Source organism: Pseudomonas sp. 57B-090624 (assembly GCF_003234055.1).
GTDB lineage: Bacteria > Pseudomonadota > Gammaproteobacteria > Pseudomonadales > Pseudomonadaceae > Metapseudomonas > Metapseudomonas tohonis.
The window spans coordinates 1-14,106 of the sequence record NZ_QKRU01000020.1 but is presented as its reverse complement, the minus strand read 5'-3'; the positions used below and the strand labels follow the sequence as shown (position 1 = coordinate 14,106).

The 14,106-nt window shown below is 67.6% G+C and carries 12 protein-coding genes; all 12 read left to right on the top strand.

What is annotated here, in order from left to right; genetic code table 11:
- Positions 1-457 precede the first annotated feature (457 nt).
- Complete coding sequence (acnB, locus tag DMX10_RS12115; protein ID WP_111261304.1) at positions 458-3,058, top strand: bifunctional aconitate hydratase 2/2-methylisocitrate dehydratase; 2,601 nt, start codon at positions 458-460, stop codon at positions 3,056-3,058.
- A 780-nt stretch (positions 3,059-3,838) separates the two neighbouring features.
- Complete coding sequence (locus DMX10_RS12110) at positions 3,839-4,048, top strand: YgdI/YgdR family lipoprotein (protein WP_021220295.1); 210 nt, start codon at positions 3,839-3,841, stop codon at positions 4,046-4,048.
- Between the two features lie 192 nt (positions 4,049-4,240).
- Positions 4,241-5,455, top strand: a complete 1,215-nt coding sequence (locus tag DMX10_RS12105; RefSeq protein ID WP_111261303.1) for a CmpA/NrtA family ABC transporter substrate-binding protein — start codon at positions 4,241-4,243, stop codon at positions 5,453-5,455.
- A gap of 15 nt (positions 5,456-5,470) precedes the next feature.
- A complete protein-coding gene (locus DMX10_RS12100) occupies positions 5,471-6,049 on the top strand; it encodes an ANTAR domain-containing response regulator (protein ID WP_111261302.1) in 579 nt (192 codons plus the stop codon).
- A gap of 152 nt (positions 6,050-6,201) precedes the next feature.
- The gene (locus tag DMX10_RS12095; protein ID WP_111261301.1) at positions 6,202-7,557 is read left to right on the top strand and encodes a pyridoxal-dependent decarboxylase; all 1,356 of its coding nucleotides are present in this window, start codon (positions 6,202-6,204) and stop codon (positions 7,555-7,557) included.
- 195 nt (positions 7,558-7,752) lie between these two features.
- Entirely contained in the window at positions 7,753-8,856 is a 1,104-nt protein-coding gene (locus DMX10_RS12090; RefSeq protein ID WP_158545598.1) for a polysaccharide lyase family 7 protein, read from the top strand.
- Between the two features lie 270 nt (positions 8,857-9,126).
- Positions 9,127-10,356: an alanine transaminase gene (gene alaC, locus DMX10_RS12085; RefSeq protein WP_111261299.1), complete on the top strand. Its 1,230-nt coding sequence runs from the start codon at positions 9,127-9,129 to the stop codon at positions 10,354-10,356.
- A 115-nt stretch (positions 10,357-10,471) separates the two neighbouring features.
- A complete protein-coding gene (locus tag DMX10_RS12080) occupies positions 10,472-11,362 on the top strand; it encodes an alpha/beta hydrolase (RefSeq protein ID WP_111261298.1) in 891 nt (296 codons plus the stop codon).
- Between the two features lie 13 nt (positions 11,363-11,375).
- Entirely contained in the window at positions 11,376-12,065 is a 690-nt protein-coding gene (locus tag DMX10_RS12075) for a YafY family protein (RefSeq protein ID WP_111261297.1), read from the top strand.
- 87 nt (positions 12,066-12,152) lie between these two features.
- The gene (locus tag DMX10_RS12070) at positions 12,153-12,521 is read left to right on the top strand and encodes a VOC family protein (RefSeq protein ID WP_111261296.1); all 369 of its coding nucleotides are present in this window, start codon (positions 12,153-12,155) and stop codon (positions 12,519-12,521) included.
- Between the two features lie 175 nt (positions 12,522-12,696).
- On the top strand, positions 12,697-13,383 hold the full coding sequence (locus DMX10_RS12065; protein WP_111261295.1) for a polysaccharide lyase family 7 protein: 687 nt from the start codon (positions 12,697-12,699) through the stop codon (positions 13,381-13,383).
- Positions 13,384-13,488: 105 nt separating this feature from the next.
- On the top strand, positions 13,489-13,932 hold the full coding sequence (locus tag DMX10_RS12060) for a thioesterase family protein (protein WP_111261294.1): 444 nt from the start codon (positions 13,489-13,491) through the stop codon (positions 13,930-13,932).
- Positions 13,933-14,106 lie beyond the last annotated feature (174 nt).

The window sequence follows — 14,106 nt, the reverse complement described above, 5'->3', positions numbered from 1 at the left end:
CCGTAAACGGTGGAGCAGAGGCCGACGCAAGGCGTCTTGATGCGCTGATTGGACATGGCGGGAAGGTCTGGAAAAGCACGAACAGGGCGGCATCTTAGCCCTTTGTCTAAGCAGGGTCACCCCAAGAAACCCGGGGCTTTTGTCTTAACTTCGGCTCAGCTTTCCTTTAGAATCGGCCCGCCATTTTAGGCGCCAATGTCCGTTGGAAGCTGTTTTCAAAGCGTCACGAGCACAGTCCACCCGGCAGGAAATCTTGGCGCTGGGCACTCCCCGGCGAGTGTCCAACGCCAGCCCTCATCAGGCCTTCCTTCCGGCGTAAAACTTTGAAAACAGCTTCTGGATGGAACCATCGAAACCCTGGCCAGGCAGCTCACAAAGCTGCGCGGCGCACGGGTTCGCTGGATTCCTGGATGAGCGTCCCGGACAACTCCTTGGGACCACTGATGAGGGTAAAACTGTGCTTGAAGCCTATCGCAAACACGTACAAGAGCGTGCCGCCCAGGGTATCGTGCCCCAGCCGCTGAACGCCGAACAGACCGCAGGCCTGGTAGAGCTGCTGAAGAACCCGCCGGCCGGCGAAGAAGAATTCCTCGTAGACCTGATCACCAACCGCGTTCCGCCGGGCGTGGACGAAGCCGCCTACGTCAAGGCCGGCTTCCTTTCCGCCCTCGCCAAGGGTGAAGCCAAGTCCCCACTGATCTCCAAGCAACGCGCCACCGAACTCCTCGGCACCATGCAGGGCGGCTACAACATCGCCACCCTGGTCGAGCTGCTGGATGACGCCGAGCTGGCAGCCACCGCTGCCGAACAGCTCAAGCACACCCTGCTGATGTTCGACGCCTTCCACGACGTCGCCGAGAAAGCCAAGGCTGGCAACGCCCACGCCAAGGCCGTCCTGGAATCCTGGGCCGCCGGCGAGTGGTTCACCGCCAAGCCCGCCATCGCCGACAAATACAGCCTGGCCGTGTTCAAGGTCACCGGCGAAACCAACACCGACGACCTGTCCCCGGCTCCGGACGCCTGGTCCCGCCCGGACATCCCGCTGCACGCCCTGGCCATGCTGAAGATGGCCCGTGACGGCATCGTCCCCGAGCAGCAAGGCGCCATCGGCCCGCTGAAGCAGATCGAAGAGATCAAGGCCAAGGGCTTCCCGGTCGCCTACGTCGGTGACGTGGTCGGCACCGGCTCCTCGCGCAAATCCGCCACCAACTCGGTGCTGTGGTTCTTCGGCGACGACATCCCCTATGTGCCGAACAAGCGCGCAGGCGGCTTCTGCTTCGGCTCCAAGATCGCCCCGATCTTCTACAACACCATGGAAGACGCCGGCGCCCTGCCGATCGAGTTCGACGTGTCGAACATCAACATGGGCGACGTGATCGACGTCTACCCGCACGCCGGCAAGGTGTGCAAGCACGGCACCGACGAAGTCATCACCACCTTCGAACTGAAGACCCCGGTGCTGCTCGACGAAGTCCGCGCTGGCGGCCGTATCCCGCTGATCGTCGGCCGTGGCCTGACCGAGAAGGCCCGTGCCGAACTGGGCCTGGGCTCCTCCGACCTGTTCAAGAAGCCGGAACAGCCCGCCGACAGCGGCAAGGGCTACACCCTGGCGCAGAAGATGGTCGGCAAGGCGTGCGGCGTAGCCGGCGTCCGTCCGGGCACCTACTGCGAGCCGAAGATGACCACCGTCGGTTCCCAGGACACCACGGGCCCGATGACCCGCGACGAGCTGAAGGACCTGGCCTGCCTGGGCTTCTCCGCCGACCTGGTCATGCAGTCCTTCTGCCACACCGCGGCCTATCCGAAGCCCATCGACGTCACCACCCACCACACCCTGCCGGATTTCATCCGCACCCGTGGCGGCGTGTCCCTGCGTCCTGGCGACGGCATCATCCACAGCTGGCTGAACCGCATGCTGCTGCCGGACACCGTCGGCACCGGTGGCGACTCCCACACCCGCTTCCCGATCGGCATCTCCTTCCCGGCCGGCTCCGGCCTGGTGGCCTTCGCCGCCGCCACCGGCGTCATGCCGCTGGACATGCCCGAGTCCGTCCTGGTGCGTTTCAAAGGCAAGATGCAGCCCGGTATCACCCTGCGTGACCTGGTCCATGCCATCCCCTACTACGCCATCCAGAAGGGCCTGCTGACCGTCGAGAAGAAGGGCAAGAAGAACATCTTCTCCGGCCGCATCCTCGAGATCGAAGGCCTGGACGACCTGACCGTCGAGCAGGCGTTCGAGCTGTCCGACGCCTCCGCCGAGCGTTCCGCTGCGGGCTGCACCATCAAGCTGCCGGAAAAGGCCATCGCCGAGTACCTGCAGTCCAACATCACCCTGCTGCGCTGGATGATCGGCGAAGGCTACGGCGATGCCCGCACCATGGAGCGTCGCGCCCAGGCGATGGAAGCCTGGCTGGCCAACCCGCAACTGATGGAAGCCGACAAGGACGCCGAGTACGCCGAGATCATCGAGATCGACCTGGCCGACGTGAAGGAGCCGGTTCTCTGCGCTCCGAACGACCCGGACGATGCCCGCCTGCTCTCCACCGTCGCCGGCGACAAGATCGACGAAGTGTTCATCGGTTCCTGCATGACCAACATCGGCCACTTCCGCGCTGCCGGTAAGCTGCTGGACAAGGTCAAGGGCTCGATTCCGACCCGCCTGTGGCTGTCGCCGCCGACCAAGATGGACCAGCACCAGCTGACCGAGGAAGGCTACTACGGCATCTACGGCAAGGCCGGCGCGCGCATGGAAATGCCGGGCTGCTCGCTGTGCATGGGTAACCAGGCACGCGTGGCGTCGAACTCCACCGTGGTTTCGACCTCCACCCGCAACTTCCCGAACCGTCTGGGCGATGGCGCCAACGTCTACCTGGCCTCCGCCGAACTGGCGGCAGTCGCGTCCATCCTGGGCAAGCTGCCGACCGTCGAGGAGTACATGGAGTACGCGAAGAACATCGACAGCATGGCGGCCGACGTCTACCGCTACCTGTCCTTCGACCAGATCGCCGAGTACCGCGAAGCCGCTGCGAACGCCAAGATCCCGGTCGTTCAAGCCTAAGCCTCACCGGCCATGAAGAAGCCCCGCCCCGTGCGGGGCTTTTTCATGGGCGCGATTTGCGCCGAGCACCACACTCACAAACCCCGTGGGAGCGAATTCATTGGCTCTGTCTGCGCTAGCTGGTGTGGTTTTAATGCAAGCGCTCAAGCACGGCCCTTTCCGGGCGCCCAAGGGTTCGTGCCACCTCCGCCGCATGGGTTTCGCTTCGCTCTACACCATCCTACGAAAGCCACCAGCCGCGGTGTACACCCGCTGGTGATGCGCACATCGATGTGAGGATTCGAGTGAAGAAAGTTGGAGCAGCCGCCAACGCCCCTTCCCAGGAGGCCGAGCGAATCGTCGTGAAACGAAGCGAAGCGTAGTAACAGCCGAAGGCTGGCCCGAAGGGCGAGCGTAGCGAGTAACGATGATGGAGCGAGGGGAGTCTGGCGAAGCCAGACCCGTATGGAGGGGCAAGTTTTTTGGTTCCTTTTCACCGGGCTGGCGTTCCAGCGATTGGAAAAGGGACTCGCCCGGGGGGGCGAAACCAGAAGCACCAGCAAAGCTCGGCAATCAGCTGGACTCAAATCTTCTAGCAACACTTAACGCAGACATAGCCAATTCATTCGCGAAACGCTTCGCTGCCCCAGGTCCGTCGAACCGAGAACCGAACCGAAGAAACGCCACCTCGCCGAACCGTGCCGCACACCACGAATTCGCCCTCCCCCGCCTTGCCAGCCCACCGCCAGCGGCTATGTTCCAAGGAGAAGCGCCCAACCGCTCATTCCAAGGAGTAACACCATGAAGCACTGGATCCTCATCGCCCTCTGCCTGGTCGGCCTCTCCGGCTGCTCCAGCGAATACCTGATCAACACCACCGACGGCCAGATGCTCACCAGCGATGGCAAGCCGCAGCTGGACGAAGACACCGGCATGCTCGAATTCGAGGACAGCGAAGGCCGCAAGCAGCAGATCCCGCAGACCCAGGTGAAGCAGATCATCGAACGCTGATCCGCCCCGCTCCACTCAGCCCCCGCTCCGGCGGGGGCTTTGCTTTCTGCCCCTGGCACATCGCTTGCTTCGTCACTCGCATCAGGCCCGCTCCAACGGCGGGGCGGGCCGCCGGACAATGGCGTCGTCATCGGTCATCGCACCCCGCGATAGACCGGGGCGGCGCCTTTTCGTTGATGGGATGGCGACAGCATGAGCGACGACCGACTGCACACACGCAATGACAACCTGGCCTGGGTCACCGGCAGCGATGCACCGGAAAAGAGCACGCTGGATCTCGGCTTCATGGCCCTCACCGACTCGGCCTCGCTGGTCGTCGCCGCCACCCAGGGCTTCGCCCAACCCTATGGCCTGACCCTCAACCTCAAGCGCCAGGCCTCCTGGGCCACCCTGCGCGACAAGCTGCTGGCCGGCGAGCTGGACGCCGCCCAGGCACTCTATGGCCAGGTCTACGGCATCCACCTGGGCATCGGCGGCAGCGCCACCGCCATGGCCATCCTCATGGGCCTGTGCCAGAACGGCCAGGCCATCAACCTCTCCGAACCCCTGCGGCGCGCTGGCGTGACCACTGCCGAGGCACTGGCCGCCCACGTGCGCCAGGGTGGTGCACGGCTGACCTTCGCCCAGACCTTCCCCACCGGCACCCACGCCATGTGGCTCGCCTACTGGCTGGCCGCCCATGGCATCCACCCGCTGCACGACGTCAACAGCGTGGTGGTGCCACCCTCGCAGATGGTCGCCCACCTCCAGGCCGCGCGCATCGACGGCTTCTGCGCCGGCGGCCCCTGGGGCGCCCTGGCGGTGGACCAGAGTCAGGGCTTCACCCTCGCCACCAGCCAGATGATCTGGCCCGACCACCCGGAGAAGGTCCTCGGCGTCACCGCCGCCTTCGCCGAGGCCTACCCGAACACCGCCCGCGCCCTGACCATGGCCGTGCTCGAAGCCAGCCGCTTCATCGAACAGAGCGAGGAAAACCGCCGCAGCGCGGCACAACTCATCAGCGGCGCCGAGTACGTCGACGCACCGCTCTCGGCCATCGAGCCGCGCTTCCTCGGCCACTACCGCGACGGCCTGGGCAACGCCTGGGAAGACGCCCACCCGCTGCGCTTCTTCGACGGTGGCCGGGTCAACATGCCCTACCTCTCCGACGGCATCTGGTTCATGACCCAGTTCCGCCGCTGGGGCCTCTTGCGCGATGACCCGGACTACCTCGGCGTCGCCCGCCAGGTGCAGCGCCTCGACCTCTATCGCCAGGCCGCCGAGGCCCTTGGCATCGAAGTCCCCGGGCCGATGCGCAGCGCCACGCTGATGGACGGCATCACCTGGGATGGCAGCGACCCGGCCGGCTACGCGCGCGGTTTCCGCCTGCACGCCCTCGCCGGCACACCCTCCGCCCTCGCCCTGTAACCGGACGGCCACCCTATGCTGCGCATCCTGCTGATCAACGACACCGCGAAGAAAGTCGGTCGTCTTCGCACCGCCCTGGTCGAAGCCGGCTTCGAGGTCATCGACGAATCCGGGCTGACCATCGACCTGCCCGCACGGGTCGAGGCCGTGCGCCCCGATGTCGTGCTCATCGACACCGAATCCCCGGGGCGCGATGTCATGGAACAGGTGGTGCTGGTCAGCCGCGACCAGCCCCGCCCCATCGTCATGTTCACCGACGAGCACGACCTCGGCGTCATGCGCCAGGCCATCCAGGCCGGCGTCAGCGCCTACATAGTCGAAGGCATCCACGCCCAGCGCCTGCAACCGATCCTCGACGTCGCCATCGCCCGCTTCGAGAGCGACCAGGCCCTGCGCGCGCAGCTCAACGCCCGCGAGCAGCAGCTCGCCGAGCGCAAGCGCGTGGAGCTGGCCAAGGGACTGCTGATGAAGATGAAGAGCTGCAACGAGGAAGAGGCCTATACCCTGATGCGCCGCCAGGCCATGAGCCGCCAGCAGAAGCTCATCCAGGTGGCCGAACAGATCATCGCCATGCACGACATGTTGGGGCACTGAGGGGCAACTGTACGGGTGGGAGTTGTAACTGTTCTGCTGTCCGGGGTCCGTCGACCGCGACTGTACGGCCATCGCGGGCGTGGCGTGTATCTGCTGGCACGCCGTGGCGACGGCTAAGGTAGGCCCATCGCAGCCACCGCCCGGACACGCCCATGGACACCGAACGCCAGCTCCTCGAAGACGCCGACCGCCGCGCCCTCGCCTACTTCGACGGCATCCCCGGGCGCCGCGTATTTCCCGATGCCGACGCCATCGCCGCCCTGGCCGGCTTCGACGGCCCCCTGCCCACCCAGGGCCTGCCCGCCCACCAGGCCCTGCAATTGCTGGATGAGCTGGGCTCCCCCGCCACCACCGCCTCCAACGGTGGGCGCTACTTCGGCTTCGTCATCGGCGCCACCCTGCCGGCCGCCGCCGCTGCCGAACGCCTGGTGCTGGCCTGGGACCAGTGCGCCTCCTCCTTCGACAACTCCCCCGCCGCCGACCGCATCGAGAAGGCCGCCGCGCGCTGGGTGCTGGAGAGCCTCGGCCTGCCCGCAGAGAGCGCCGTGGGCTTCGGCACCAGCGCCACCGCCTGTACCCTGGCCTGCCTCAGCGCAGCCCGGCGCGCCCTGCTCGCACGCAAGGGCTGGGACTTCGACGGCGACGGCCTGATGGGCGCGCCCGAGGTGCGTGTGGTGGTCTCCGCCAGCGTGCACATCACCGTGAAGAAAGCCCTGCGCATCCTCGGCTTCGGCATCAATCGCCTGCGGGTGGCGCCCGTCGACGAACTGGGCCGGATCGACCCGGCGCAGCTCCCGCCGCTGGACGACATGACCGTCCTCTGCCTGCAGGCCGGCGAGGTCAACACCGGCGAATTCGACCCCTTCGCCGAGCTCATCCCCCGCGCCCGCGCCGCTGGCGCCTGGGTGCATGTGGACGGCGCCTTCGGCCTCTGGGCCCGGGCCAGCTCCGCCGCCGCGCTGGCCGAAGGCGTCGAGCAGGCCGACAGCTGGACCACCGACGGCCACAAGTGGCTGAACACCCCCTACGACGGCGCCATGGCCATCTGCCGCGACGCCGAGGCCCTGGCCACGGCGATGAACAGCGACGCCGCCTATGCCAGCGCCTCCCGCGATGCGCAGAAGAACCTCAACCTGGAATTCTCCCGCCGCGCCCGTGGCGTGCCCATCTGGGCAGCCCTGGCCAGCCTCGGCCGCGACGGCCTGCGCGAGCTGATCGACCGCCACCTGCGCCAGGCCGCGTACCTCGCCGAACGCCTGCGCGGCGCCGGCTACCAGGTGCTCAACCGCGTGGTGCTGAACCAGGTGCTGGTGCGCGCCGACAGCGACGAACAGACCCTGGCCATCCGCCTCGCCGCCCAGGCCTCGGGCGATGTCTGGTTCGGCCCCACCCTGTGGCAGGGGCGCCCGGCCTTCCGCCTCAGCGTTTCCTCCTGGCGCACCACGGACGCCGATATCCAGCGCCTCGCCGAGCTGCTCATCGCCCTCAAGGCCCGGCACACGGCCTGACAGGCCCGCCCGATGCACCGCTGCCAGTGCGCCACCGGTCGCCGCTGCAACGCAGCGGCAGAACCTTCCCTGAAGACGACGAGTCTGTGAAAGGCCTGCCACGCGGCAGGCCCTGAACAAGCACAGGGAAGGCACGTACGCGTCGAAGGAAGGCGGTCTCGAGCGGAGTGCGGCCCGACAACGAGGATGCAAGGCATGCACAGGCTTCAATCGCTCCACCCCGTCCCCCACCGCCACCGCAACACCCACTGGCTCGGCCTGCTGGGCTGCCTGCTGCTCGGCGAAGCCCAGGCCGAGCTCTACAAGGGCGTCGCCCCGGGCGGCAACTTCGCCCTGGAGAACTGGAACATCACCGTGCCCCAGGACGCCGAGGGCGGCACCGAGGGCAAGGCCATCACCGTGCGCCCCGACCAGCTCAGCGGGCCCGACGGCTACCAGTCGCGCTGGTTCCGCACCGACGCGGCCGACGGCTCCATGAGTTTCTGGACCCCGCTCAACGGCGCCACCGCCGGGGGCTCCAGCAGCCCGCGCTCGGAACTGCGCGAGATGCTCGACCCGAGCAACCTCGGGCTGACCTGGAGCGGCGCCGGCGAATCGGTGCAGGACGCCCTGCTCAAGGTCATGCAGGTGCCCAGCGACGGCCTCGTCATCGTCGGCCAGGTGCACGGCTACGGCAGCGCGCCGCTGATCCTCCTCTACTACCGCTACGACTTCGCCAAAAAGACCGGCCGCGTCATCGCCAAGCTGCAGGGCCTGCCGGAACAGGGCCCGCCCTTCACCAACCACGTGCTGGCCACGGACATCGCCCTGGGCGAAACCTTCAGCTACCAGATGAAGGTCAGCCACAACGTCGCCATGGCCTCGGCCAACGGCGGCCCGGTGGCGACCATGGCGATGGACCCGGCGTGGAACAGCGAGACCTTCTACTTCAAGGCCGGCGCCTACCTGCACATGCACGGCGACAGCGCCACCGAAGGCGCGCGGGTGAAGTTCTACCGCCTGGCCGCCAGCCACCCCAACGACGGCCTCCTGGTCAACAGCCCCGCCGCCCTGCCCGAAGCCCGCGTCGGCCAGCCCTACCAGGCCCAGCTGTACGCCACCGGCGGCCTCGGTGGCGCCACCTGGAAGCTGGTCAGCGGCCACCCGCCGGCCGGCCTGACGCTGGCCGCCGACGGCCTGGTCAGCGGCACCCCGGAGGCCGGCACCGCCTCCACCACCGCCCACTGGTTCGTGGCCCAGGTGCGTGACGTCAACGGCAGCACCCACCACAAGAAGTTCTCCATCCTCATCTCGCAATAACGCCAGGCAATCGTTGCGGTGGAGCCTGTACCGGCCCACCGCAACGGCGCCCGGGTCGGCACCCGGTGCAGGCTGACGCCATGTGGGAGCGGATTCATCCGCGATACGCGCCGCCCTGTGGCACACCCATTCGCCCTGAAAGAAAACGCCCCGCAACGCCTCGGATTTTTCTCGACAACGCCCCGCCGCTGCGCTTATCTTCGCCGCCAGGCCACCCATGTGGCCAACGTCGCTCGGACGGTTCCGGGCGCTTACGTATCCGAGGAAAGCATGGCTGACACGCGTTCTCCGCGCCGTTTCGCGCGCATCGATCGTCTCCCCCCCTACGTCTTCAACATCACCGCCGAACTCAAGATGGCCGCGCGCCGTCGTGGCGAGGACATCATCGACCTGTCCATGGGCAACCCCGATGGGGCCACCCCGCCGCACATCGTCGAGAAGCTGGTGCAGGTCGCCCAGCGCGAAGACACCCACGGATACTCCACCTCCCGCGGTATTCCCCGCCTGCGCCGCGCCATCTCGCGCTGGTACAAGGACCGCTACGACGTGGAGATCGACCCCGAAAGCGAAGCCATCGTCACCATCGGCTCCAAGGAAGGCCTCGCGCACCTGATGCTGGCCACCCTGGACCACGGCGACACGGTGCTGGTGCCCAACCCCAGCTACCCGATCCACATCTACGGCGCGGTGATCGCCGGCGCCCAAGTGCGCTCGGTGCCGCTGGTGCCAGGCGTCGACTTCTTCGCCGAGATGGAGCGCGCCATCCGCGAATCCATCCCCAAGCCGAAGATGATGATCATCGGCTTCCCCTCCAACCCCACCGCACAGTGCGTGGAGCTGGACTTCTTCGAACGCGTGGTGGCCCTGGCCAAGCAGTACGACGTACTGGTGATCCACGACCTGGCCTACGCCGACATCGTCTACGACGGCTGGAAGGCCCCGTCGATCATGCAGGTGCCCGGCGCCAAGGACATCGCGGTGGAGTTCTTCACCCTGTCCAAGAGCTACAACATGGCCGGCTGGCGCATCGGCTTCATGGTCGGCAACCCCGAGCTGGTCAGCGCCCTGGCGCGGATCAAGAGCTACCACGACTACGGCACCTTCACCCCGCTGCAGGTGGCCGCCATCGCCGCGCTGGAAGGCGACCAGCAGTGCGTGCGCGACATCGCCGAGCAGTACCGCCAGCGCCGCAACATGCTGGTCAAGGGCCTGCACGAGGCGGGCTGGATGGTCGAGAACCCCAAGGCCTCGATGTACATCTGGGCGAAGATTCCCGAGCCCTATGCCCACCTCGGCTCCCTGGAGTTCGCCAAGAAGCTGCTGGCCGAGGCCAAGGTCTGCGTCTCCCCCGGCATCGGCTTCGGCGAATACGGCGACGACCACGTGCGCTTCGCCCTGATCGAGAACCAGGACCGCATTCGCCAGGCCATCCGCGGCATCAAGGCGATGTTCCGCGCCGACGGGCTGATCCAGCCGGGCAAGCCCCGCAAGGCCGAGTGACAGGCAGCGGCGCCCCACGGGGCGCCGTTTTCATTTCCCCGCAGGGGTTAGTGCCCCGGCGGCGTATCAAGGCTGTACCGGGCGCCGTCCCGGCCCATCAGCGAAGGACCCAACGATGAAGCCCAGCCGCCTGCTGTTCCTCTGCGCCGCCCTGCTCGGCGCCCTCACGCTGCAGACCGCCAGTGCCGGCCTGCTCCAGGAGCGCCGCGAAGCCCGCCAGCTCGACGACGCCGGCATCCGCGTGCAGCGCGATGTCGCCTATGGCAACGACGAGCGCCAGCGCTTCGACGTCTACCTGCCCAAGGTGGCGCCGCGCGTACCCGCCCCGGTGATCTTCATGGTCCACGGCGGTGGCTGGGCCAATGGCGACAAGGACAACGGCAGCGTCGCCCTGAACAAGGCCCTGCGCTGGGTGCCCCAGGGCGTGGTGCTGGTCTCCACCAACTACCGCATGCTCCCCGACACCCCGCCGCTGGCCCAGGCCGACGACGTAGCCCGCGCCCTCGCCCAGGCCCAGCAACTGGCCAGCGGCTGGCAGGCCGACCCGGCGCGCTTCGTGCTGATGGGCCACTCCGCCGGCGCCCACCTGGTGGCGCTGATCGACGCCGCGCCGGAGATCGCCGCCCAGCAGGGCGCGCGCCCGTGGATCGGCACCGTGGCGCTGGACAGCGCCGCCTTCAACGTCGAGACGGTGATGCGCGGCCCGCACCTGAAGCTCTATGACCGCGCCTTCGGCGACGACCCCGCCACCTGGCGCGCCGCTTCCCCCACCCTGCGCCTGGAACGGGCCGGCGCGCCGCTGCTGGCGGTGTGCTCCACCCGTCGCGACGACGCCTGCCCCCAGGCCCGTGGCTTCGCCGCCAAGGGCCGCGACCTGGGCAAGCGCGTGGAAGTGATGGGTGTGGACATGTCGCACCGGCAGATCAACCACGAACTCGGCCAGGACAATGGCTACACCGCCGACGTCGAACGCTTCCTGCGCAGCGTCGGCCTGCTGAGTCTCTGAGCCGGCTAGCACCATGTCCCGAAGCCAGCGCCTGCTCGACTTGCTGCAGATCCTCCGCCGTCACCGCTACCCCGTCGCCGGGCATGCCCTGGCCGCCGAGCTCGGCATCAGCCTGCGCACCCTCTACCGCGACATCGCCACGCTCCAGCAGCAGGGCGCCAACATCGAAGGGGGCGCCGGGCTGGGCTACTTGCTGCGGCCCGGCTTCGAGCTGCCGCCGCTGATGTTCTCCCTGGGCGAGATCGAGGCCCTGGTGCTCGGCATGCGCTGGGTCGCCCGCCGGGGCGACCGCCAACTGATGGGTGCCGCGCGTGATGTGCTGGCCAAGGTCGGCGCGGTGCTGCCCCCGGCCCTGCGTGAGGAGCTGGAGACCAGCACCCTGCTGATCGGCCCGGCACCGGCCAGCGAAATCCCCGATGCGCTGCTGCAGCAGGTACGCGAGGTCATCCGCCTCGAGCACCGCGTGCAGCTCGATTACCGCGATGCCGAGGGCCAGGCGTCGCAACGGGTGGTCTGGCCGTTCGCCCTGGGCTACTTCGAGCAGACCCGGGTGCTGGCCGCCTGGTGCGAGCTGCGCCAGGGCATGCGCCACTTCCGCCTGGACCGGGTGGCCGAGCTGCTCGACCTGGGCCGGCGCTACCCACGGCGGCGCCAGGTGCTGCTGCGAGAGTGGCGCGCGCTGCATGGCATCGCCGAGCAGTGAAGCTGCTGCCAGAAACTGACAGGGGGTGGGCCTAGCCTGCGCGTATCGAGTGACGACACCCGTCGCTCCGCAACGGAGACCCATCCGATGATCGCCCCCAACCTGCTCAACCTGTACGTCGACGACCCCGTGCGCAGCGCCGCTTTCTATCGGCGCCTGCTGGCGCGCGAGACCGTCGAGCACAGCCCGGGCTTCGCCCTGTTCGTCTTCGACAACGGCTTCAAGCTCGGCCTCTGGGCCCGCGACGGCGTGAAGCCGGCGACCACCGTGCCGGGCGGGGGCGGCGAGCTGTGCTTCCACGTCGACAGCGACGACGACGTGCATCGCCTGCATCGGCTCTGGCAGGAGCAGGGCGTGGAGATCGTCCAGGCGCCGGAGGCCATGGACTTCGGCTACACCTTCAGCGGCATCGACCCCGACGGCCACCGCCTGCGGGTCTACCGCCTGACGCTGTAAGGGGTTGCCGGCCGCCGGCCTGTGGCCGGGCGGTCCAGCACCGCCCGGCTGATGGCACCGTGCCGCCTCACTGGCCCGCGACGATGCAGTTCGTCGCCTAAGTGGAACCTCGCTGAACTTCCGGGATCGTGCCGGTCCCAACAGGGGCTTATTCCCCCGGCCTCAAGGACAGCCCGTGATCGATCTCAGCACCTGGAAACTCGACATCCCCGCCCACCAATCCGCCACGCTCATCACCACCCAGCGCCTCAACAACGGCTATGAAAGCCAGTACTTCCGCCACAACGACGACGGCAGCGTGACCTTCTGGGTGCCCGTCACCGGCAGCACCAGCGAAGACGCCCGCTACCCCCGCAGCGAGCTGCGCGAGACCCAGGCCGACGGCACCCTGAGCTACTGGAACTACCAGAGCGCCGACAATTACCTGAGCGCGGTGCTTTCGGTGCAGCAGGTGCCAAGCAAGAACAAGATCATCATCGGGCAGATCCACAGCAAGGACGAAGCCGGCAGCGAGAACGACCCGCTGCTGAAGCTGCAGTACCACTACAAGGACGGCACCGGCCGCCTCGAGGCCCTGCTGCGCAAGCGCCCCGGCGACAAGGAGGTGGAGAACATCCTGCTGGCCGAGAATGTCGACCTGGGCGAGCGCTTCGGCTACGACCTGCGCCTCACCCCCAGCGGGCGCCTGGGCATCACCGTCACCAGCAAGGGCGACGACGGTGGCCTGTTCCGCCAGCTGAGCGGCTACTGGGGCAACCAGCAGCTCTACTTCAAGGCCGGCGCCTATATCCAGGACAACCGCGGGCCGAGCAACGAAGGCGGCCGGGTGACCTTCTACTGGCTCAACGGCCTGCACCGCTAAGCCTCATTCAGTCGGCGAATGGCCACATAGCGGCGGCGGCGCGGGTAGAATCCGCCCGCCGTTGCCACGGCCCCTTCCCTACCGACGTACGAGGTTTGCACCCCGATGGCCCGCCTGACCCTGAACTTCCCCGAAGACCAGTTCTGCTACTCCACCCACCTGACCGTGCGGGTCACCGACATCAATGGCGCCAACCACCTGGGCAACGACTCGATGATCTCGATGATCTCCGAGGCCCGCGCGCGCTTCCTCTTCGACTTCGGCATCACCGAGACCGAGGGCGACGGCACCGGCATCATCGTCACCGACCTGGCCACCACCTACCGTGCCGAGGCCCACGCCCGCGACCAGTTGCTGTTCGAAGTCGGCGTGATGGACTTCAACCGCTACGGCGGCGACATCACCTTCCGCATCACCCGCCCCGCCGACGGCAAGCTGGTGGCCATGGCCAAGTCCGGCTTCGTGTTCTTCGACTACCGCCAGTCGAAGGTGGTGGAGATGCCGGAGAAATTCCGCAGCACCTTCCCCAAGGTCAACTGGCTGGACTGAGCGACGAGCTACCTGGCCCCGACCCGGTGCATGGCCACCGCATCGCGCCCCCTTTTGCATCGGCCCCCGGCGTCATCCACGGCCTGAACGGGGATGACGCGCACCACTCCACAACCGCGCCCACGCCGGCAAGGGCCTGTCGAATCAGGCACTTGCCCCTGCCCACCCCGTGGG